At 68.4% G+C, this 21093-nt stretch carries 15 protein-coding genes, 1 tRNA gene and 1 pseudogene; 3 read left to right on the forward strand and 14 right to left on the reverse strand.

Going from position 1 to position 21093, the window contains the following annotated elements; translation table 11 throughout:
* Nucleotides 1-208: 208 nt before the first annotated feature.
* From BJP40_RS16410 to BJP40_RS16445, 11 genes are all read right to left on the reverse strand, one after another.
* Entirely contained in the window at nt 209-1726 is a 1518-nt protein-coding gene (locus BJP40_RS16410; RefSeq protein ID WP_226962527.1) for an ABC transporter permease, read from the reverse strand.
* 281 nt (nt 1727-2007) lie between these two features.
* Nucleotides 2008-2520, reverse strand: a complete 513-nt coding sequence (locus tag BJP40_RS35615) for a hypothetical protein (protein WP_226962528.1) — start codon at nt 2518-2520, stop codon at nt 2008-2010.
* A complete protein-coding gene (locus tag BJP40_RS16415; protein ID WP_079171229.1) occupies nt 2517-3185 on the reverse strand; it encodes an ABC transporter ATP-binding protein in 669 nt (222 codons plus the stop codon). Before BJP40_RS16415 ends, BJP40_RS35615 begins: the two co-directional genes overlap by 4 nt.
* A 90-nt stretch (nt 3186-3275) precedes the next feature.
* On the reverse strand, nt 3276-3593 hold the full coding sequence (locus BJP40_RS35620) for a hypothetical protein (RefSeq protein WP_308310491.1): 318 nt from the start codon (nt 3591-3593) through the stop codon (nt 3276-3278).
* A gap of 1149 nt (nt 3594-4742) precedes the next feature.
* Complete coding sequence (locus BJP40_RS16425; RefSeq protein WP_071281002.1) at nt 4743-5423, reverse strand: hypothetical protein; 681 nt, start codon at nt 5421-5423, stop codon at nt 4743-4745.
* Nucleotides 5420-5980, reverse strand: a complete 561-nt coding sequence (locus tag BJP40_RS33650) for a hypothetical protein (protein ID WP_143065957.1) — start codon at nt 5978-5980, stop codon at nt 5420-5422. The genes BJP40_RS16425 and BJP40_RS33650 overlap by 4 nt, the downstream gene beginning before the upstream one ends.
* Nucleotides 5981-6115: 135 nt before the next feature.
* A complete protein-coding gene (locus BJP40_RS16430) occupies nt 6116-7693 on the reverse strand; it encodes a class I SAM-dependent DNA methyltransferase (RefSeq protein ID WP_256220754.1) in 1578 nt (525 codons plus the stop codon).
* The gene (locus BJP40_RS31880) at nt 7693-9249 is read right to left on the reverse strand and encodes a restriction endonuclease subunit S (RefSeq protein WP_079171230.1); all 1557 of its coding nucleotides are present in this window, start codon (nt 9247-9249) and stop codon (nt 7693-7695) included. Before BJP40_RS31880 ends, BJP40_RS16430 begins: the two co-directional genes overlap by 1 nt.
* Entirely contained in the window at nt 9246-12821 is a 3576-nt protein-coding gene (locus tag BJP40_RS16435; protein ID WP_071281121.1) for a DEAD/DEAH box helicase family protein, read from the reverse strand. The genes BJP40_RS31880 and BJP40_RS16435 overlap by 4 nt, the downstream gene beginning before the upstream one ends.
* Nucleotides 12822-13018: 197 nt before the next feature.
* The gene (locus BJP40_RS16440) at nt 13019-13501 is read right to left on the reverse strand and encodes an NUDIX hydrolase (RefSeq protein ID WP_218153212.1); all 483 of its coding nucleotides are present in this window, start codon (nt 13499-13501) and stop codon (nt 13019-13021) included.
* A gap of 10 nt (nt 13502-13511) precedes the next feature.
* Entirely contained in the window at nt 13512-14735 is a 1224-nt protein-coding gene (locus BJP40_RS16445) for a helix-turn-helix domain-containing protein (RefSeq protein WP_071281122.1), read from the reverse strand.
* 206 nt (nt 14736-14941) lie between these two features.
* Between BJP40_RS16445 and BJP40_RS16450 the strand changes: the two genes are divergently transcribed.
* The 3 genes and pseudogenes from BJP40_RS16450 to BJP40_RS16460 form a co-directional block, all read left to right on the forward strand.
* The gene (locus BJP40_RS16450) at nt 14942-16189 is read left to right on the forward strand and encodes a methionine adenosyltransferase (protein ID WP_071281004.1); all 1248 of its coding nucleotides are present in this window, start codon (nt 14942-14944) and stop codon (nt 16187-16189) included.
* A complete protein-coding gene (locus BJP40_RS16455; RefSeq protein ID WP_071281005.1) occupies nt 16189-16512 on the forward strand; it encodes a hypothetical protein in 324 nt (107 codons plus the stop codon). The genes BJP40_RS16450 and BJP40_RS16455 overlap by 1 nt, the downstream gene beginning before the upstream one ends.
* A pseudogene (locus BJP40_RS16460) lies at nt 16440-17387 on the forward strand (tyrosine-type recombinase/integrase); the annotation flags it as partial. The gene BJP40_RS16455 and the pseudogene BJP40_RS16460, both read left to right, overlap by 73 nt.
* A gap of 122 nt (nt 17388-17509) precedes the next feature.
* Here the strand turns inward: BJP40_RS16460 and BJP40_RS16465 are convergent.
* From BJP40_RS16465 to BJP40_RS16475, 3 genes are all read right to left on the reverse strand, one after another.
* Nucleotides 17510-17583 (reverse strand) — tRNA-Thr (locus tag BJP40_RS16465).
* A gap of 95 nt (nt 17584-17678) precedes the next feature.
* Nucleotides 17679-19226, reverse strand: a complete 1548-nt coding sequence (locus BJP40_RS16470) for an alpha/beta hydrolase (protein WP_071281006.1) — start codon at nt 19224-19226, stop codon at nt 17679-17681.
* 586 nt (nt 19227-19812) lie between these two features.
* A complete protein-coding gene (locus BJP40_RS16475) occupies nt 19813-21024 on the reverse strand; it encodes a DNA polymerase III subunit delta' (protein WP_071281007.1) in 1212 nt (403 codons plus the stop codon).
* Nucleotides 21025-21093 lie beyond the last annotated feature (69 nt).

Raw genomic sequence — 21093 nt, forward strand, 5'->3', positions numbered from 1 at the left:
GCCGACCGGGGGCGCCGCCGGCCGCCGGTCGGGGCATGGCCGGGCCGACGGCGGGCCGGGCGGCGGCGCGCAGTGGGCCCCAGCGGGCGGCGCGGCGCGTGCCGGCAGGCGGTTCGCACGCGGCCGACGGGCGTTGCCGGTCCCGCACCGAAGGGCGCGGTCAGTCGCGTACCCATAGGGGTTGCCGGTCCCGTACCGAGGGGCGCGGTCAGTCGCGTCTGATCAGCTCGGGGTCGATGCGGCGGCCCACCAGCGGCAGGGTGCCCAGGACGGCCACGGCCACGACGCCGACCGACGCGGCGGCGAGGACGGGGAGGCCGGCGGTGTCCCACTGGATCTCGCTCCCGCCGGTGATGAGGTAGCTGGACTCGGCGAGCTTGCCGCAGACGAGGGCCAGTGCGAGGCCGACGGCCAGGGGCAGGACGACCTGCACCACCTGCACGGCCCGCAGCGTCCGAGGCCTGGCGCCCATCAGCGTGACAGCGGTGACGTGGGCACGCCGTTCCACGGCCCGGTCCGTCACCGACACCAGGAACGCACCGACGCCGATGACCAAACCCATGATCATCCCGAGGGCGAGCAGGGTCTCTATGACAGCGATCTGCTGGAGGCCCTGGATGTTGACACCGACCAGTTCGATCTCCGCGATGGGGGTGACGGCCGCGATGCCGTCGAGCACCTGCCTCACCTGCGCGGGTTCGGAGCTTCCGGCGAGGACGAGCAGGCCCGCCTCCGGGCCGGCGCCGGCCGGCAGCGCCGACGGTGGGACGATCAGCGCCGCGTTGCCGACCGCGGACGGCGTGTGGGCGCTGTACACGACCTGTTCCGCGGGCAGGACGACGTCGACCGTCCTCCCCGTGCCCTTGCCGCCGTCGCCGTCGCCGTCCATACGGAAGGTGAAGCGGGTGCCGGGCGCCAGATCGGATCCGACACTGGAGTTGGGGTCGGTGAGCCGCATGGGCCGGCCGTCGACGCAGCCTTCGGAGTGCCGTACCAGCGCCGCGAGTTGGCCGCAGGTGGCGACGAGTGCCGTGGCCTGGTCGGGGACCGCGTCGTCCGGCAGGGTGTCGAGGTCGACCCAGGAGTCCATCAGCAGCGCGTGGGCACGGACGCCGGGCACCCGGCTGAGGTCGTGCTGCTGCTGGGGGGTCAGGCCGCGCAGGGCGAGGGAGTAGTCCTGCACCGGGCTCGACGGCCGGGTGACCTGTTCCAGCTGGATCAGGACGCCTTGGGCGAGCGACGCGGCGAAGACGAGGACGACGAGGCCGCTGACGACCCGCATGGTGCTCCCCGGTTCGACCTCGTTGCGGCGCATGGCCAGGTTCAGGGTGAGGGAACCGGTGCGGTCGGCGACACGGCGGGCCAGCACGTACGAGACGAGGGGGAGGCTCAGCACCAGTCCCAGCCCCGTGAGGAGCACGCCGGCGGGCACGAGGAAGGCGTTGGGTCCCGTACTGGAGGCCGGGCGGCCGGCCAGTGCGAGGCCGCAGTAGCCCACGACGATGCCGAGCCCGCAGAGCAGGAGCAGGCCACCCCGGGCAGCGGGCCGTGCCGGAGCTGCGACGCGGCGCACGGCGAGCGGGGTGGTGGCAGCGGCGCGGGCGCCGGCCCGTCCGGCGAACCAGGCGAGGGCCGGGCAGCCGAGCAGGCAGACGGCGACCGTGGCCGCGGAGAGGTCACCGTCCTCCGGGTACCAGCGCAGGCTCGGCAGACCGGTACGGGTCATCACCTGGTTCAGGACCTCGTACTCGCCGAGGCCGAGGAGGGCCCCGAGCAGGGCGGCGGCGACGTTCTCGGCGGCGTTGACGCGCTGGGTGCTGCGGGCGCTGAGGCCGAGGAGGCGCAGGGAGGCCAGGCGGCGGGTGCGGGTCGCGGCGGACAGGCGGGCGCAGACGGAGAGGAAGAGGGCGAGGGGAAGGAGGACGAGGGTGCCGAGCGCGAAGCGCAGGATGGTCAGGGTGCCCGGTTCGACCGCGGGGAAGGGCGCGTAGTCGTAGCCGAAGCCCTTCAGGGCGCGCCCTTCGCCGGCGAGGCGTCGGGCGTCGTGCCGACGTAGGCGAGGAGTTCGTCGGGGTGCGCGAGGCCGGCGGGCCGGATGACTCCTGCCTCGTTCCCCGGGAGCAGCGCCTTCACGTCGGGTTCGTCGCGCAGCAGGTCGTGTACGCGGGGTGAGACGAACAGCTCGCCCGGGCCCGGCAGTCGGTCGATGCCGGGGGGCGCGGCGTCCCGGCCCCGGGGGTCGCCCTGCCCCGGGGCGACGAAGACACGGGTGAAGGGACGGGAGCCGTACGGGTCGGAACGCTGGACGATCAGGGTGGCCTGCGCCGACCGGGCGGAGGTGGTCCTCGGTTCGCGGGCGGCGGCACGGCCGTCGTGGGCGTCGAGGATCGACGGGATGGTCAGGACGAGGGCGAGGCAGCACACGCCGACGGAACTGCCTGCGGCCATGAGCAGGAAGCGGATGCGGTTGCTGCGGCCGGCGCCGAGCAACAGGCGCAGGCCGAGCAGGAAGTCCCTCACGCGGCCGCTCCCCGGGAGGTGAGGACACCGTCGGCCATCACGTAGCGGCTGTCCGCCTGGGCGGCGACGGCGTGGTCGTGGGTGACGAGGATGACCGCGGTGTCCTGCGAGCGGGCGAGCTCCAGGAACTCGGCCAGCACGGTCCCCGCGTTGGTGCTGTCGAGCGACCCGGTGGGCTCGTCGGCGAACACGACGGCGGGCCGGTGGACGAGGGCGCGGGCGACGGCCACGCGCTGGCTCTGACCGCCGGACACCTGGGAGGGGCGCCGTCCCCGGAGGTCCCCGAGCCCGAGCCTCTCCAGCACTTCCGCGGCTGCCGCGAGGGCCGGCTTCTTGCGCCGGCCGGCCAGGCGCAGGGGGAGCGCGGTGTTCTCCTCGATGGTGAGTTCGGGAAGCAGCTCCCCGTACTGGAAGACGAAGCCGAACTGCTCGCGGCGCAGGGCGCTGATCTCCTCGTCGCCGAGGCCGCCGAGGACCCTGCCGTCGAAGCGGACCCGGCCGAGGGTCGTGGGCAGGACACCGGCGAGGCAGTACAGCAGCGAGGACTTGCCGGATCCGCTCTGCCCGGTGATGGCGACGACCTCGCCTCTGGCGACCGAGAGGTGGGCGTCGCGGACGGCGGTCTGGCTGCCGTAGGAGAGGTGGACCCCTTCGGCGGTGAGGATCTCTGACGTGTTGATGGTTCCCCCAGGAGGCGACGAGCCGGGCCCCGGTGTGCACCACGGGGCCCGGCGTCGGATGTTCGCTACGGCTCGTTACGGCCGGTAGTGCTTGGTCGGCGAGCAGTTGTCCGGGTTGAAGGAACCCTTGTCGCGGCAGACGCGGATGTAGGCGTCGTCCGTGTAGCGCTGGGCGCCGTCCCAGTTGAGCCGGTTCAGCGACACGGACGACTTCTGCTTGCCGTTGTACCGGCTCCAGGCGTAGCCCTCGACCTTGACCTGCATGTAGACGTTGTGGCCGTCACGGTGGTTGGTGTCGTTGAGCTTGCCCTTCCACTGGAAGGCACCGTGGTTCACACCCGCGGGGTGGAAGGTGTACTGGCCGCCGGTGAAGGACGCGCCGCTGGTGGTCATGGTCGGAATGGTCCTCCACGAGGCAGCCACCGCTGAGGTCGCGCCCACGAGGAAGAGACCGGCGGCGAGAACGCCGGTGGTCAACTTGCGCACTATATATCCCGTTTGATGTATCCGCCCTGGTTGGTCGTGTTGCATGCAGGGCGCGACGGAAAGCTACTGCACAGAAACATGCCGATTGTGCGCTTTTGAGGCGATCGCTGACCACTAGTGATCTTGCCCGGCACGCTTTCCTTGCCGAGAACTGACCATTACATGACAGGAACATCCTTCCGGTACTGATTGCCCGTCAGGTCAGCGCCCGACGTGGCACGACGCCGGCACTGCGCGACTCCCGCGTCACGCCGAGCCCCGGGCACCCGGCGGCGGCCTCTTCCCAGGCGAGGCGAGCGCCGTCGCCCGCGGAGGGAACGGCACGTGCCGGGCGGCCGGGGAAAGGCGATCCCCGCACGCCCACCGCGCAGACAGCACGGCGAGACGCCCGGCGCGGCCGCGCCCTCGACACGGACGGCAACCGACCAGGCGGCACGCACACCGACGCGGCCCGCTCCCGACCGGTGGCAAAGGCGGGCATCGCCTGGTGGGAGAGCGCCCCCTCACTGCCCTCGCACGCCCACAAGGACGAACTGGCACAGGCCGTCGGCCACCGTCCCCGCCGGGGCCCACGAGGCCGAGAAGCCCACCGAGACGACCCGCCGGGCAGGCCGCCCGGCCCCTCACCACGTGCTCGCGTTCGCCCGGGCCGCCGAGCCGACCGCGGCCGCGACTCCACACGGGCCGGAAGCGGGCGTCCGGACCGCGACGGCCCAGCGGCTCCGCCCCACGCCTGCCGCCTCACAGCAACCGGACCGGGCGGACTCCGGGGCGCCTCGGCGAGGGCACGCCCCGGAAACGGAAGAAGGCCAGGTCAGAGAGAATCTGACCTGGCCTTCGGCTGAGCCGCCTTCGGGATTCGAACCCGAGACCTACGCATTACGAGGGCCCGCAAGATCATCCCGGATGGTGTCGGACGGTGCCGCAGAATCCCGTTTCCCCAGGTCAGAGACGTTCGACTGTGATCACCATGATGCTGGGTCCCCCCTAGTGCCACCCAGTCCGCTCACGCAGCGCTCACGCAGATCGCAACAGACGCAGGATCGATCGACTGCTTCAGATCACCGTTGAGGGCGAGTGCTTGTTCAGGTAGCTCTTGAAGGTCTTTCTGATCTCTCCCTGCAGGTACCCCGCCTGCGGTGAGTTGGGCACTACATCACGCTCGAAGCCTCGCTTCCGAGCATCGAGGTACCTCACGATGCTTGGCGACCCGATGTTGGAGACGAAGAGCTCGCTCTGGGTACGGATGTCAGCTCGCAGACCCTCGAAGTTCCGTGCCAGCCCGATGCCGAGGTTGGACACGTAGTACTTGCACTCGACGATGAGGATGCTCTGACTTCCCCGTGGCGCGACGTCCTGCTCACGGCTCAACGCCGCTTCCTCGGCAGGCAGCACCAAAACGTCACATTCGTGGAGGACCCCTGATGAGCCCGTCACGAAGACGCCAAGGTGGACTTCGAGAGCGGGAGCACCGTCGAACTCGATCACAGCGTGAGTAAAGGGCTGGCTGTCCCCGTAGAGATGGCCCGGCCCTGTCCGGAAGACGAGGTTGCTGACCTGAGCCCCGTAGACGTCTTCATACCTGACTGTGGCACCATGCCGACTCGCAGTAGCCACAATCAGTGAGAAGATGAAGCCTTCATAGACATCGGACGGCTTCGAGGCTGCATTGTACGAAAGCCCCCCTGCGGCCAGAAATCCCTTGATCTCCCCGATCAGCTGATTGACCGCAGTCATCCCTGCACCTCCCTCGACACTTCAGCTACCAGGTGGCTGACACGCTCGCGGCGTTCCACAGGCACCCGGTCCGCCATGATCTCCGTCCGACTGCGACTTGACCGAGCGCCTTCGGCTGGTTCGAAGACGACTCCCTCAGCCACGCTGCGACGACCGTCGTCACCGTCAGGCTGTGCCCAGAGCGTCTTTAGTATCGCGCGTTCGATCTCAGGCAACTCAACAAGTACCCGCCTCACCGCATCAAGTAGAAGCTGGACACGTTCCTGGTCCGTCATGGCCCGCGTAGCAATAACCAGCGTCCCTCGCTTACGCGACGCCTCATACTCGCTGGCACCAAGCAGGTTCCGATCGACAGCCTCGTAGCGGAGCGCTGCCGCCGCCGGCGTTTCCCCACGAGTCTCATCACCGCGGCGCTGGGGACGGCGGCGCAGAATCTTCTCCTCCGGCACGCCTGCTGCAATCGCAGCATCGACATCGTCGAGCACCCAGGCCAATGCGGTCCCTTGCAGCGCCTCGCGGAGCTCCCGCTCGGTCCGGCGGAGTTCGAATGGGTTCACGCCTCCCCCTTATCTGGAAGGTCTACGGCCGTTGATGCCTGTTGGCTTGCGGTGCGCCTGCCACGCGTGGCAGGCGCACCGACCGGAGTCTCTGGCAGCTGGACGGTCATGTCGGTGTATAGGCGTCGCGGAGAACTACGCTTCTGCGATAACTTCCTCGGCTGCGATGTCCGGCTTGACCTCGCCACCAAGCGCCTCGGCGATCGCCTCAAACTCGGCGAGGGCGGCCTGGAGGTCCTCCACGATCTCCTGGGCGATGACCTCAGGAGGGAGCAGGCTGTCGGCGTCGTCGAGCGCCGGGTCCTTCAGCCAGGTGACGTCCAGGTTGACCTTGTCGCGGGCGATGAGCTCCTCGTACGTAAACCGCTTGAAACGGCCGTCCTCGGTCTCCTTGCGCGCAGAGCGGTCGTCCGCCTTGTACGCCTCGATGAAGTCGGCCAGGTCGGCCAGCCGGAGGGGACGCTGCTTGAGCGTGAAGTGCATCCCGGTCCGGAAGTCGTACACCCAGACCTCGGACGTGTTGGGTACGTCGTCAGCCCGCGGGGGCTTCTTCTCGAAGAACAGGACGTTCGCCTTCACTCCGCCGGCGTAGAAGATGCCCGTGGGCAGGCGCAGGATCGTGTGGAGGTTGAACTCCTGGAGGAGGCGCCGCCGGATCTTCTCGCCAGCCCCGCCCTCGAACAGGACGTTGTCGGGCAGGACGACTGCCGCACGTCCGTCCATCTCCAGCAGCGACATGATGTGCTGCAGGAAGTTCAGCTGCTTATTGGTGGTCGTCGCCCGGAAGTCGGTCCGGTCGTAGGTGATGTCTTCCCGGTCAGTCTTACCGTCCGTCCCGACGACGGTGATGGCCGACTTCTTTCCGAAAGGCGGGTTCGCCAGAACGAGCGAGGCACGCCGAGAGGGAGCGCTGGCGAGTGCATCGCTCGTTGTGATGAGGGACTCACCGCCGGCTTCACCAATGCCATGGAGAAGCATGTTCATTGCGGCCAGGCGGGCCGTGCCGGGGACAAGTTCGTTGCCCCAGATCGTGCCCTGCCCCAGCGCGAGGCGCTGCTCGCGGGAGAGGCCCTTGAGATGGTGCTCACGGATGTAACTGTGTGCGGCGACGAGGAAGCCAGCAGTGCCGCAGGCCGGGTCAGTGATCCGATCCTTGGGACCCGGCTGCATCACGTGCACCATGGCATCGATCAGAGGACGCGGCGTGAAGTACTGGCCGGCGCCGGTCTTGGTGTCCTCAGCTCCCTTGGCAAGCAAGCCCTCGTACGCGTCGCCCTTGAGGTCGGTGCCCTCCAGAACCCAGTCAGTCTTGCCGATCAGCTCAACGACCAGCTTTTCGAGGAGCGCGGGCTCCGTAATCCGGTTCTGAGCCTTGGCAAAGACGGTGCCGAGCGTCGTGCCGGGGTGCCTACCGAGTTCGGTGAGTACCTTGCGGTAATGGACCTCCAACTCCTCACCACGCTTGGAGGCAAGCGACTGCCAGTCCAAATCGGACGGAACGATCGGCGCTGCAGCCTCCTCCGCGAACGGATCAGCGGCCAGCTCGTCGGCCATCTTGAGGAACAGCAAATAAGAAAGCTGCTCCACGTACTCAATCGTCGACAGACCATTATCGCGCAGCACATTGCAATAGCTCCAGAGCTTAGCAACGAGCGCGCTAGTTTGTGCGCCGGTGAGACCGGACGCGATTTGGGTAGATTCCATATCGCTCATCAGAGCTCGAACTCCTGCTGAACCATTTCGCCAAGGGCGGACTTTGAAGAATTCAATGAAGGCTTGGGCGCTACGGGCTCTGTATGAGTTTGCCGTCGACTGCGCGCTGAAGCCTTGACCGCACCTCTGGATACTACGCGCTTTCGCTCAACACTAATTCGTTGGAGCACAACGGATGCAGGCTCATCACCCGGATCCTGCTCCACAAGGCGACCAGAAAATGCCCGGGTAAGGATGGCTTGGCGCAGCGCTACACTCCTGTGGGATGAACGCGCAACTGCAGCAATAGCCACGTCCACAACCACCTTCCGCTGCTGAACCACTTCAACAATTTCCCGCTGTGTCGAGAGCGGAGGAACCGCTACAGGCATCGCACGAATTGCAGCGATATTTACACCCTTTACCGCAACCCCACGGGCATGATTCTTCAGATACTGCTGCGCGAAGTGACTCTGGATATAGATGTGCAAGTATTCGGAATCGATCCCAGGAAGAGGTGCGATCCGCGCAACATCGCGACTTACATTCGCTCCTGCAAGCGTGTCCGGCGCGACCGCAGAGCGGTCATATGACCCTCGCACAGCCAAAAGGACGTCACCGGAGACGACCCTCGCGCCTGCGAATTTCTCGTCCAATTCTTTGCTTGTACGGTGGAGTTCTTTACCTCTGAGAGTGCACCCCCCTAGATCCTTTACCTCGACATACGGAACCACCCCCGCCGACTTAACCTTGGGCATCAAGATTCCGTACCGAATGATCCGGATCGGATCCGTCAACTCTTCGAGGCTGTAAACCGCCCACCCTTCAGGCAAGTGCGGGGCAGCGGAAAGGTCGGCAGCGGCGGGAGCCTTGTACTTCTTGTTCGAATTCGCCGAATCCCAGAGCCCCTGACGGATTCCACGAAAATCCGGGACAAGGTCCCGAGGAGTTCCGGACACCCGCCCCTCCGAAGCTGCGGTATATAGGGATCGCGATTGAATCGGTGAAAGTGACTTCGCGTGAGCCAACAAGGCGTTTGCCGAATCCAGGCGGGACAGATGATCATCAAGGGTTTCGAGGATTCGGCACTGCTCGGCGATTGGCGCAATCGGAACCTTCAAGTCCATGAGCGCGTCTGTCGAGAGAGAGGCGACCGTTGTTCCGTCTTTTCTGCACTTCTCCATGATCCTGCGCTCCATGGAGCGCAGGGCCCAGGCAACCCACTGCGGTGAGATTCCCTCGTGAGGGAACAGCGCCTTCATGTCTTGATTAAGCGTTGTCGCGAATGGGACAGAAGCGATTGGGACCGTACGCTCCAGGATCCCCGATCGCATGACAATGGCCACCGAACCAGCAGGAACCAAGCGCACAGAGGAGCCAGATAGAGCCGCTTCCGTGATGCGATCCTTCGTTGCTGAGACCACCGCGGTCCCCATGTCCTTAGGCGAGAGCCAGGGAATCGTTCCGCCGTGCCAGAATTCAGGGCGAGCCTTGGACGGCGTGCCTCCGCCGTACCAAGTGCCTAGATCTGCCAAAGCTGCCCAAGCCCATCCCGGGGGGAGCGCTGTGTTGCTCAAGCTAGTTCTCGATTCAGCTCATTCAGGAAGTCGTGCGGGTTACGCCCTGGGAAAGCCAACGCCAGCCCCCTGCCGCCGCCGCGGCTAATGAACGGCTCGGCTCGGAAGTCTGGTGGGGCGATGCCCACGTCGCTGGCGACGACGTCGCGGATGGCTTCCAGCCACCACATTTGATCCTCCGTGAACTCCACGCCGGCCTGCCGCTGCCGGAGCAGCCAGCCTTCGAAGCGTTCCTCTACCGTCTCACGGTACGGCTTCAGCTCCGAATCCACGCCGAGCTCGTACCGGATGAGCGAGATGAGGTCAGGCACGCCGGCTTCCTTACCCGGCTGCTCGATGGCATGGCCCAGGTCCTCGTAGTACGTCCACAGGACCTGCGGGGTCCAGGCGAAGTCCGGACGTCGGATCTTGTCCGCCAGCTCTTTGAGCGCCGCATACGCCTCTGTCGGAGCGACCGAGCGGGGGCTGGAGAGAGCGATGGAGATCGCGGCGATCTTGTCGCGTTCATCCTCGAGCAACCGACTCCAGCGATTGACCTGCTCGCGTGCCCGCTCCTCGCGGGGAATCGCGTGAACGTTGGTGACGGCGACCGCAGTGGTCTCATCCATCACGTAGTCCTTATCCCGGCGGATCTCAATGATCAGCCGGCGCAGGTCGGGGCTGGCGGTGAGCGGGGCGATGGCAGAAACGATCAGTGCGTGGGCTGCCTTCTCGCCGCCCTCCGCTACGGCCCGGTCCTGCCTGTCAGGATCGGCGGCCTGGACGATCTTTCCCGCAATGTCCGAGAGGGTGAGCCCGCTAGCAGCCTTAGTGAGCTGATCACGCTCGCCGTCGTTGAGCTGCTGGTTCAGACGGGCGAGACGACCGGCGAGGATCTCCGCCTCCGAGGCACTGATCGACTTGGTGCCGGCCTTGTCGAGGAGCTTGGCCAGGGAGACCTGGCGCTCCCCGGCCGGAACGAGCGGCCGTGCGTCCACGAGTGGGGAATCGGTGACGCCGACTGCGTCCACGAGGACGAAGCGCTCCTTGCGCACTCGCTCATCACCGCCAGGGGTCACCTCGCGCAGCTCGGTGGCGTCGATAGTGCGGGCGCCTCGTCCCTTCATCTGCTCAAAGAGGACCGCACTGCGCACCTCCCGCAGGAAGATCACACACTCCAACGCCTTGACGTCCGTGCCGGTCGCGATCATGTCGACGGTCACGGCGATCCGCATGCGTGGGGACGTCCGCAGGGCACGAATCAGCTCATCCGGGTCCTCGCCGGCCTTGCGGCTCTTATACGTGATCTTCTTGGCGAACTCGTCGCCCCGCCCGAAGACCTCCTTGGCCTGAGCAAGTACATCCTCAGCATGGTCCTCGCCGACCGCGAAGATCAGCGTCTTGGGGACTTCCTTGCGGCCGGGAAACCACCGCTGCCAGTTGTCCCGATAGGCGGTGAGAACAGCTCGGATCTCATCGACGGTCACCACAGAGCGTCCGATCTGACGTGTGGTGTAGGTGAAGTCGTCCGCCAACTGCTCATAGCGCTGATATCGGGTCTTCCGGTCACGGATCTTGACCGTTGTGCCCTCTTCTATGGTCGCGCCGCCGTTCTCTCGCAAATCTGTATGGATGCGGATGATGTCGAAATCGACGTTGACGCCGTCGGCTACTGCCTGAGGGTAGGTGTACTCGGAGACCAGGTTCTGCCCGAAGAAGCCGAGGGTCTGGAGGGTCGGAGTAGCGGTCAACCCGACGAGGTGGCTGTCGAAGTACTCCAGGACCGCACGCCAGAGCCCATAGATCGAGCGATGACACTCGTCCACGATGATCAGGTCGAAGGACTCGATCGGCACGGCCGGGTTGTAGCCCACCTCGATGGGCTTGTCTGCGGCGTATGACGCTTCGTACGCCTTGTCGCCGTACGCCTTGTCGTCGTTCACCTCATCTGCCGGGTCATCGTCGACGAGCTGCTCACCAGTCAGCAGGCGGTACATCTTCTGGATCGTGCAGATCACTACCGAGCTGCTGTCCTGGAGTCCCGCTGCGCCCAGGCGCTCGACGTTGTAGATATCGGAGAACTTGCGGCCGTCGTCCGGGGTCGTGAACTTCCGGAACTCGTCCAGCGCCTGCTTACCGAGGTTGTTTCGGTCCACCAGGAACAGCACGCGCCGGGCTCGGGCGTGCTTGAGCAGCCGGTATGTCTGGGAGACGGCGGTGTAGGTCTTGCCCGCGCCGGTAGCCATCTGAATCAGGGCCCTCGGCTTGTCCAGGGCGAGCGACTTCTCCAGCTCCTTGATCGCCTCGAACTGCGCCGGCCGCAGGGCGTTACGGTGCAGCTCCGGAACACTGCGCAGTGCGGCGCGGAAGGTCGGGGCCGCCGGGTACTCCTCGGCGCGGCGCATCCAGTCGGCGATGGTCTCCGGCTTGTGGAAGGCGAATACCTCACGAGAGCGCGCTTCGGGATCCAGCCGGTTGATGAAGTACGTCTCCGTGCCTGTGGTGGCGTATCGGAACGCGAACGGCTCCTCCTCGCGCCACACGGCGAGCCGGTGCTCCTTGAGCACTCCGCCTGCGTAGCGGTCGTTCTGCGCGACCGCACTGGCCGGGTGCGTGCCCTCACTCTTGGCTTCGATGACGCCGGCGATCTGTCCGTCCACGTACAGGACGTAGTCGGCCCGTCCCGTGGCAAGCGTGAACTCTCGCACGGCCACGCCCCGACCAGACATGGGGTTGACCTCGCTGCGGTCCTGCACCACCCAGCCGGCAGCGCGCAGCAGCTTGTCGATCTCCTTGCGCGCTTCAATCTCGTTGAGCGGAGCCTTTCGCTGCGCACGATGGATAATCGCGTCGCGAGCCGCCGGATCGACCTTCCGCGGGGCCTGGCGGGCCTCTTCGTACGCGGACGTCTGAGCAACGCGCATCTCGGCGACCTGTGCTGCCAGCTGCTCGATTCGCGCGAGGAGCTCCGCGTTGTTCGCACTGGCACTGGCGATGAGGCGCTCCGCCTCGGCCCGAGCCTTTCGCTCGGCCTCCAGCTCGCTCGTGGACTCCGTGAGGCGCGTGCGCGCGTCAGTCAGGGCCTGGCGGTGGCCGTCCAGGGCCTCATTCAGTTCCGCGACCTCATCCGGATCCGAGAGGCGCTCAACCGCCTGCGGATCCGTAGGCGGCACGAACTCCACGACCGTGCGGCGCCCGGAGATCGCGTCGTGGAACCACAGGCCGAGTTTGTGGCAAACGCGGACAGCGTCCAGCGCCCGTGCCGTATCGAACAGGTGGGCATGGGCGGCCTTGTTGCGGTCCACCCGCAGCTGGTCAAAATCCCGCCGTGTCTCAGGAATCAGGACGCCGGCTCGGGTCAGGGCGGTCAACCGGTCGATCTGCCGATCGCCTTCTACCCGCATGCCGATCCGAGTAATGAGCTCCTCTGCGAGGACTTCGCCGAACTGGCCCGCTTGGACGAGCGAGGAGTTCGGGTTCGTAAAGACCGTCGCCTCGGCCTGTGCGCCGTATAGCGACAGCAGGGGCTTCAGTGGGTAGAGGATGCCGAAGTTCGGAGAGGACTTCGCCAGTTTCCGCAGCCGATCATCCATGTCCCCCACCAGCTACTCCATCCTCGTGGCGCCTGACAGCATTGCCGCCTCGGCTGTGTCGAAGGCACACAGTCTAGGAGGACGTGATCAGTAAGCAGAAGGGAATTGGACAGATAGGGCGACCTCAATCCGCATGCCGACGGGGTTCCACGCCGCGGGCCGTGCTTCGCATTCCCCGTGGCCGAGACGGGGACCAGTCAGGGCCTTGGTTCCGGCGACTGGCCGTGTTCGAGGTAGGCGGTCAGGCCGCTTGTTCGGGCCTGGATGGCTGCTGCGATTCGGCGTGCGAGGCGGGGGATGGTGAGCCCGGACACTTGGTCTGGGTTGTGGAAGTCGTAGCCGCGGAGCTCGTCCGCTTGCAGTGCGATCTGCTCCCGGTGCTCAACGCTCAGGCGACCGCCATCGAAGAGGTAGAGGACCTTGTCGCCCTCTCCCTGGTTCGGCGCCCAGTCGACGGCGAGGAGTCGACCGATGTGTGGTGCGATGCCGAGTTCCTCCTGGACCTCGCGTACACAGGCTTGCCGAGGCGACTCCCCTTCTTCGACGTAGCCCCCAGGGATGTCGCGGTAGTCCTTGTAGGACGGCTCGACGAGGAGGACCCGATCGGATTCGTCGAAGAAGAGAGCGCCGGCAGCCATGCGGGGGCGGGCCATCTTCGCTTCGTGCTCGTTCTCGCTCACGGTTCGGACTCTAGCTGCCCGCGACGACGCCCAGTCTGCGGGCCAGGTCTGCCACGGGATGGGCAGGCCGGCCTCTGGTGCCACGTATCCAGCCGATGACCAGTTCCCGGCTCAGGTAGTGGTGGCGCACCTGCTCGGGGGCCGCCTGTTCGGCTTCCAGCAGGACGGCCAGGGCTTCGTCGGTGCGGTTCCAGGAGCTCAGCGCCCTGGCGACTTCGAGGCTGTGTCGTACGCGCCGCTCCACCGGCAGGGCGCTCGTGTCGATGCGTGAGCCCAGATCTGCGGCGATCTGGATGTCGCCGAGTTCGCCGGCGGTGGCCACGCAGTGGATGGCTACGTTGGTCGGACCGAAGGCCGTCCACATGTGATTGGCGTCGGCGCCGATTCGTTGCGCGGCCTCGTCGGCTTCGCGGAGGAAGGTCTGCGTGGTCGCCCGGTCATCCGCCCGCGCGGCAGCCATCGCGCCGGCGAGGAACAGCGTGCCGTACACCGAGAGGTACTCGTGATTGGCGGCGCCCAACTCCGGTTGCATGACGGCTGCCGCGTCGTTCACCAGCTGGACCGCGGCTGTGAAGCGCCCAGTGGCCAGGAGGCAGTGCGTGACTGCTCGGAAGAGCGAACCCGTAACCTCGCTGCGGCCGCTGGACTGCGCTGCTGCCAGGCCCCGGTCCGCGGCGATCCATGCCAGCTCGGGCTCTCCCAGCTTGCCCAGCACCATGGCCGCCCCGTGGTAGGCGAGAGCGAGCAGCGCGTGGGCTTCCTCCGCCTCGTGCCCCGAGTAGGCGCGGGATGCGGCGAGGGCATCGGCCAGGACAAGGGGGAGACGGCGGGTGGCAAAGCCGTACCGGGATGCCTGGTAGGCATCGAGCACATCGCGCACGTTGCCTCGAAGGTCCTGCAGGGCAGGTGGCTCATCCTCGGCTGCGAGGCTCAGTAAAGGGGTGAGCTGTTTGTAGTCCATGAGTGTTTCGCGCAGCGCAGGGACGGTCCGGCGCCCGCTGTCGGCCGACCACTCCATGACGGTCGGCTCGGCAAGCAGGTCTCCGAGGGAGATATCGAGTGCGTCGGCGAGTGAGGTGATCACCGAAAGGCGATCAAGCTCGATCCTGTTGTTCTCCGCCTTGCTCAGCCAGTCCGTCGTCCGGCCGACAAGGCCGGCCAGGACCTCTTGGGAGAGGCCGCGCCGACGCCGGTACCAGGCGACGCGCTCCCCGATGGTCAGGTTCTGTGTCATCCCGCGCATGTCCTGATCATCACCTCGTGGCCGAAGTGGACCCCGGAAGGATTTTCCGGGGAGCCCTGGGGTGCCCTGGCTACTGTCGCAGCAGACCGAGAACGCCGCAGGGCGATGGGAGCAACTCAGCCCGTGGCAACCGGCTTTGGCCAAGGACGTTCATCCGTCCCACCCGTCTTCCTCAGGCCGAGAGATCGGAGTTTGTCATGCGCGAAACCATCACGACCGAGGGTGGCTACCTGTCCATTGAGACGGACACCGCCAAGCCCGACGCGACCACGATCGTTGAGCGGAAGGGGCTCGGTCACCCGGACACCCTGGCCGACCACCTCGCCGAGCGGCTGTCCCGCGCGTACAGCCGCTACACCGTCGAGCGCTTCGGCGCGGTGCTGCACCACAACTTCGACAAGCTCGCTCTCCTCGGCGGTGCCAGCGAGGTCCGCTACGGCGCCGGCCGCATGACAGCCCCTGTGCGCGTCCTGGTCAACGGGCGGGCCGCGCCCATGTGCGGGGGCGAGAAGATCCCCGTCGAGGGGATCGTCGAGGCCGAGGTCAGGGCGTTCTTCGCCGAGCGGCTCCCGGAGGTGTCGCAGCATCTCAACATCGCCTTCAACATCACCAGCAACTCCAGCCCCGGAGCGGTCCTCACCGGTGACGCGGTGCCGGACCGCACCCGCTGGTTCAACCCCCGCTCCATCGACGACCTGCGTGAGCGCAGGGTCCGGCTGTCGAACGACACCTCCCTCGGAACCGGCTGGGCGCCGGAGAACCCCTTCGAGTCGTTCGTCCGCGAGCTGGTGGACCACTTCTCCGGGGAGAGCGACTTCACCCTCTCGCACGCGTGGTGCGGATCGGACGTGAAGCTCATGGGCTACTGGGACGGCGAGCAGGCAGATGTCGTCCTCTGCGTCCCGCAGAAGTCGCGGCTCGTCGCCAGCCGCGCGGAGTACGTGCGGAACACCGAGAGCGTCCTCGCCGAGTGCCACAGGCTGGCCGGCCTCCGTCTTCCCGGAGCCGAGACGCGCTTCCGGCTCAACGCGCGCGACGTACCGGAGAAGGACGAGCTGTACCTCACCTACACCGGCAGCTCGATCGAGTCCGGCGACGAGGGCGTCGTCGGCCGCGGCAACCGCGTCAACGGCCTCATCACGCTCCTGCGGCCGATGAACCTGGAGGGCGCCAACGGCAAGAACCCCGTCTACCACGTCGGCAAGCTCTACAACATCGCCGCCCAGCGCATGGCCCAGCGGCTGCACGAGGCCACCGACGGGCACGCGGAGGTGCACCTCGTCAGCACCACCGGCCAGCGCCTCGACCAGCCGTGGCGGATCCTGGTCCGGCTGTCCTCCCCGGAGGTCGAGACTGACAAGGTTCAGGCGCTCGTCGCCGAATCCTTGGAGGGCTTCCCCGCCCTCACGGACGAGTTGGTCTCCGACGGGATCGTGCTGAGCTGATGGAGAAGCGGACGCTCGGCGAGGTCTCCGAGGAATGCCAGCGGCGGCTGGTCACGCACTACGGCCCGGGAGTCTCCGGCTGGCTCGACGCCGTGCCCACCTTGATGGAGCGCGCGGCGGAGCGCTGGAAGCTCACGCTGGGGGCTTACCACGACGCCGGACACGCCTCGGTGGTCGTCACGGCCGGAACCTTCGACGGACGTCCGCTGCTCCTCAAGGCATGGGCCGATCCCACCCGGTTCCGCAACGCATGCCGCCCTTCCGCCGGGTCACCGGACCGGCCACGCGCCAGCACATCAAGGCCACCCTCCGCGCGGCCCTGAACGACGCCGTCGGGCAGCAGATCATCATGTTCAACCCGGCGGCCCACGTCGAGATCGACCCGGTACGCAAGCCGAAGGCGCTCGTGTGGACGGACGAGCGGGTCGCCAAGTGGGAACAGACCGGCGAGAAGCCGTCCCCCGTGATGGTCTGGACGCCGGAACAGACCGGCGCCTTCCTCGACTTCGTCTCCGAGGACCGGCTGTACGCGATGTGGCACCTGATCGCCTTCCGCGGCCTGCGGCGAGGCGAGGCGTGCGGGCAGCCCTGGTCGGAGACCAACCTCGACCGGCACTCCCTCACGGTCACCGGCCAGCTTGTCCAGGACGGCTGGGAGGTCGAGGCGTCCGAGCCGAAGACGGACAGCGGCTTCCGCGTCGTGGCCTTGGACGACGACACCGTCCATGTCCTGAAGCGGCACCGCGAGCAGCAGGAGGCCGACCGCGCGGAGTGGGGCTCGGCCTGGGTGAACACCGGGCTCGTCTTCCCCCAGGAGGACGGATCCTGGCTCCATCCGGGCAAGGTCACCGACCTCTTCGAGCGCCTTGTCACCGCCTCCGGCCTCCCGCCGATCCCGCTGCGTGACCTGCGCCACGGCGCCGCCACGCTCATGTTAGCGGCCGACATCGACATCAAGATCGTGTCGGACACGCCCGGGCACAGCGACACCCGGATCACGCGCGACATCTACCAAAGCGTGCTCCCCCACGTCGGCAAGAGCGCTGCCGAGGCCACCGCGAAGCTGGTCCCCCTCCAGCGCAAGGCCGAGCAAGAAGCTCAGGTCCGTCAGGCCGCCGAGGAAGCGAAGAAGGCCGCGAAGGCGAAGGCGAAGCGGAAAAAGAAGGCCAAGGCCAAGAAGGCCGCCAAGAAGGGCTGACGGTCCCTCCGCTCACGCATCGCTCACGCAAGCAAATCCACGGCACCTCGGCCGTGTGACGCGTCATGCCCCGAGCAACAGAAAACCCCAGGTCACGGGCTATTTGACCTGGGGTTTCTCTGAGCCGCCTTCGGGATTCGAACCCGAGACCTACGCATTACGAGTGCGTTGCTCTGGCCAACTGAGCTAAGGCGGCGCGCCGCTTCCACCCGTGGCGGGTGCGGCGGCGACCCCAAGTCTACACAGGTGGCGGGGGTGCTCGTGCACACCCTTTCGGCGGGGCTCCGGCGGCTAGCGGCAGCGCTTCCCCGCGGGGGGCGGGCTGCCCTCCAGGAGGTAGCGGTTCACGGCGGTGTCGATGCAGTCGCTGCCCCGGCCGTAGGCGGTGTGGCCGTCGCCCTCGTACGTCAGGAGGGTGCCGGACGACAGCTGGGCGGCGAGCGAGCGGGCCCACTTGTACGGGGTCGCCGGGTCACGGGTCGTGCCGACGACGAGGATCGGGGGTGCGCCCTCGGCGGTGATGCGGTGCGGGGTGCCGGTGGCCTCGGCGGGCCAGTACGCGCAGTTCAGGGACGCCCAGGCGAGGCCCTTGCCGAAGACCGGGGACGCCTTCTCGAAGGCGGGCACGGCGGCGCCCACCGCGGCCGCGCTGCGGAAGGCCGGCGGCTGGTCCAGGCAGTTCACGGCGGCGTTCGCGGCCATCAGGTTCGAGTACGTGCCGTCGGGGCTCCGCTCGTAGTAGGCGTCGGCCAGGGCGAGCAGCGCGGAGCCCTCCCCGCCCGTGGCCCGCGTCAGGGCCTCGCGGAGCTGCGGCCACGCCGCCTCGTCGTACATGGCGGTGATCACCCCGGTGGTGGCGAGCGCCTCTCCCAGGGGGCGGGCGTCCCCGGTCGGGACGGGTTCGCGGTCCAGGGCGGCGAAGAACCGGCGCAGGCGCGCTCCGGCGTCCTCGGGGGACGTGGTGCCGAGCGGGCAGTCGGGGCGCTCCACGCAGTCGGCGGCGAACGAGCGGAAGGCGGTCTCGAAACCGGCGGTCTGGTCGCGGTTGAGCTCCTCGGCGGTCAGCGACGGGTCCATCGCCCCGTCCAGGACCAGCCGGCCCACCCGGGACGGGAAGAGCTCGGCGTACGTCGCCCCGAGGAACGTGCCGTACGACGCGCCGACGTAGGTGAGCTTCTCGTCGCCGAGCCCCGCCCGCAGGATGTCCATGTCGCGGGCCGCCTCGACCGTGGACACATGGCGCAGGACCCGCCCGGACCGCTGGGCGCAGCCCGCGGCGAACGTCTTGAACGCCGCGGCGAGCCGGTCCTGTTCACGGGTGTCGTCCGGGGTCTGGTCGACCTGCGTGTGGGCGTCCATGGCCGGGCCGTCCAGGCATTCGACGGGCTCGCTGCGGGCGACACCGCGGGGGTCGACGGCGACCATGTCGTACCGGGCGCGCACCGGGGCCGGGTAGGCGATGCCTGCGTACCCCTGGAGGTAGCCCACCGCGGAGCCGCCGGGGCCGCCCGGGTTCACGAGGAGCGAGCCGAGCCGCTTGCCGGGGCCGGTGGCCGCGGCCCGCGCGACCGCCAGCCTCACCTGCTCGCCCTGCGGCTTCGCGTAGTCGAGCGGGGCCTTCAGGGTGGCGCACTGGAAGCCGGGCGCTCCGCAGTCGCGCCAGGCGAGCCGCTGCTCGTAGTACGGCCTGAGGGCGGCGGCCGGCGCGGCGGCCGGGGCGGGTCCCGGCGTGGACGCCGACGCGGTCGGGGCGGGCGAGCTCCCGGTGCAGCCCGCGAGGAGCAGTCCGAACGCGGCGGCCGTGAGGGTGGAGGTGCGCAGCAGGCGACGTGTAGGCATGCCCGGAGCGTAACGGCGTCATGACGCACCGTTGGATTTCGGCGTCCGTTCGGGTGAGGCGCCCCTCGGTTCCGTCGCGGCCGGATCGGTGCGGCGCGGCCTGGTGCCCGGCGGCACCGGTGACGGGTCGCGGCAGGGGCCAACGCGCTGGGGGGCGAGGGCTTTCTGAGTGGACGAGCGCCGGCGGACCCCCACGGTCGATGTCGAGCGCGGACGGGCGCTTGCAGGCACCGCGACGGCTTCGGCAGCCGTGGCGCCCGGGGCCCCTACCCGCTGAGGGCCCAGCCCCCGGGTCGTCCCGACCGCTGACCGTCCCGGCCCCGCGGCGTCCCGTCCTGCGGGTCGCCGCTCTCCGCAGTGCGGCCTGCTCTCGGCAACGTGCCGAGGGGCCGCGACCGCCGAAGGCGCTTCGTCGGGTGGCGGCTCGCGCGGCCGCCCGGCGGCGGCCCGCGCCCGGGTTGTCGTCCCCGCGGCGTTCACGGGCTCCTCCCCGGCCCCGCGGCAGCGAACACGGCCGGTGCCGCGACCTCCCGCCGCTCCGCCGGACGCCTCGCGGACGGAGGTGCGGTCGGCGGCCCGGCGCCGCTCAGCCGGCGCGCAGCGCCACGGTCATGGCCTCCACCGCGAGCAGGGGGGCCACGTTCCGGTCGAGGGCCTCGCGGCAGGCGAGGACCGCGTCGATGCGGCGCAGCGTGCCCTCGGGCGTCGACTCGCGGGCGATCCGGTCGAGGGCGTCCCGCACGTCGTCGTTGGCTATCGCCGTGGCGGAGCCGAGCTGAAGGGCGAGGACGTCCCGGTAGAAACCGGTCAGGTCGCGCAGGGCCAGGTCGAGGGTGTCGCGCTGGGTGCGGGTCCTGCGGCGCTTCTGCCGGTCCTCCAGTTCCTTCATCACGCCCGCCGTGCCGCGCGGCATCCTGCCGCCCTGCGCCGCGCCGAGCGCGGCCTTCAGCTCGTCGGTCTCCTTGGTGTCGACCTCCTCGGCGAGTTGCCTGGCGTCCTCGGCGGCGGCGTCGATGAGCTCCTGCGCCGCCTTGAGGCAGCCGCCGACGTCCTGGACGCGCAGCGGCACCTTCAGCACGGCGGCGCGGCGGGCGCGTGCGCCTTCGTCCGTGGCGAGCCGACGCGCCCGCTCGATGTGGCCCTGGGTGGCCCGGGCCGCGGCCGCCGCGGCTTCCGGTGCGATGCCGTCGCGCCGCACCAGCAGCTCCGCGACGGCGGACACCGGCGGGGTGCGCAGCGTGAGGTGGCGGCAGCGGGAGCGGATCGTGGGCAGCACGTCTTCCAAGGAGGGGGCGCACAGCAGCCACACCGTGCGGGGCGCCGGCTCCTCCACGGCTTTGAGGAGCACGTTCGCAGCGCCCTCGGTGAGGCGGTCGGAGTCCTCCAGCACGATGACCTGCCAGCGCCGCCCGGCCGGGGAGAGCTGGGCCCGCCGGACCAGGTCACGGGTGTCCTTGACGCCGATGGAGAGCAGGTCGGTGCGGACGACCTCCACGTCGGCGTGGGTGCCGACGAGCGTGGTGTGGCAGCCCTCGCAGAACCCGCAGCCGGGTTCTCCGCCGAGCACCCGGTCGGGGCTGACGCACTGGAGGGCGGCGGCGAAGGCCCGCGCAGCGGTGTCCCGGCCCGCTCCGGGCGGGCCCGTGAACAGCCAGGCGTGGGTCATGGTCGTCTTGGAGGCGTCGGGCTGCGCCTCCCCGTTCGCCTCGGCGGTGACCAGGGCGTCCGCGTCCCGGGCGGCGGCGGCGAGCTGGGTCCGGATGCGGTCCTGGCCGACCAGGTCGTCCCATACGGGCACGGGTCACCGCCTTCCTGGGCGTGTCTCGGCTGCGGGTCGTGCGTGGCTTCCCATTGTGGGGCAGGGGTC

Source organism: Streptomyces sp. CC53 (genome assembly GCF_001865245.1).
Classification (GTDB): Bacteria; Actinomycetota; Actinomycetes; order Streptomycetales; family Streptomycetaceae; genus Streptomyces.

Excerpts from the sequence above, each read along its gene's own strand:
- BJP40_RS16410 (WP_226962527.1), bottom strand. The coding sequence starts at position 1,726 with ATGACCCGTACCGGTCTGCCGAGCCTGCGCTGGTACCCGGAGGACGGT.
- BJP40_RS35620 (WP_308310491.1), bottom strand. The coding sequence starts at position 3,593 with ATGACCACCAGCGGCGCGTCCTTCACCGGCGGCCAGTACACCTTCCAC.
- BJP40_RS16425 (WP_071281002.1), bottom strand. The coding sequence starts at position 5,423 with ATGACTGCGGTCAATCAGCTGATCGGGGAGATCAAGGGATTTCTGGCC.
- BJP40_RS16430 (WP_256220754.1), bottom strand. The coding sequence starts at position 7,693 with ATGAGCGATATGGAATCTACCCAAATCGCGTCCGGTCTCACCGGCGCA.
- BJP40_RS16435 (WP_071281121.1), bottom strand. The coding sequence starts at position 12,821 with ATGGATGATCGGCTGCGGAAACTGGCGAAGTCCTCTCCGAACTTCGGC.
- BJP40_RS16445 (WP_071281122.1), bottom strand. The coding sequence starts at position 14,735 with ATGACACAGAACCTGACCATCGGGGAGCGCGTCGCCTGGTACCGGCGT.
- BJP40_RS16450 (WP_071281004.1), top strand. The coding sequence starts at position 14,942 with ATGCGCGAAACCATCACGACCGAGGGTGGCTACCTGTCCATTGAGACG.
- BJP40_RS16455 (WP_071281005.1), top strand. The coding sequence starts at position 16,189 with ATGGAGAAGCGGACGCTCGGCGAGGTCTCCGAGGAATGCCAGCGGCGG.
- BJP40_RS16470 (WP_071281006.1), bottom strand. The coding sequence starts at position 19,226 with ATGCCTACACGTCGCCTGCTGCGCACCTCCACCCTCACGGCCGCCGCG.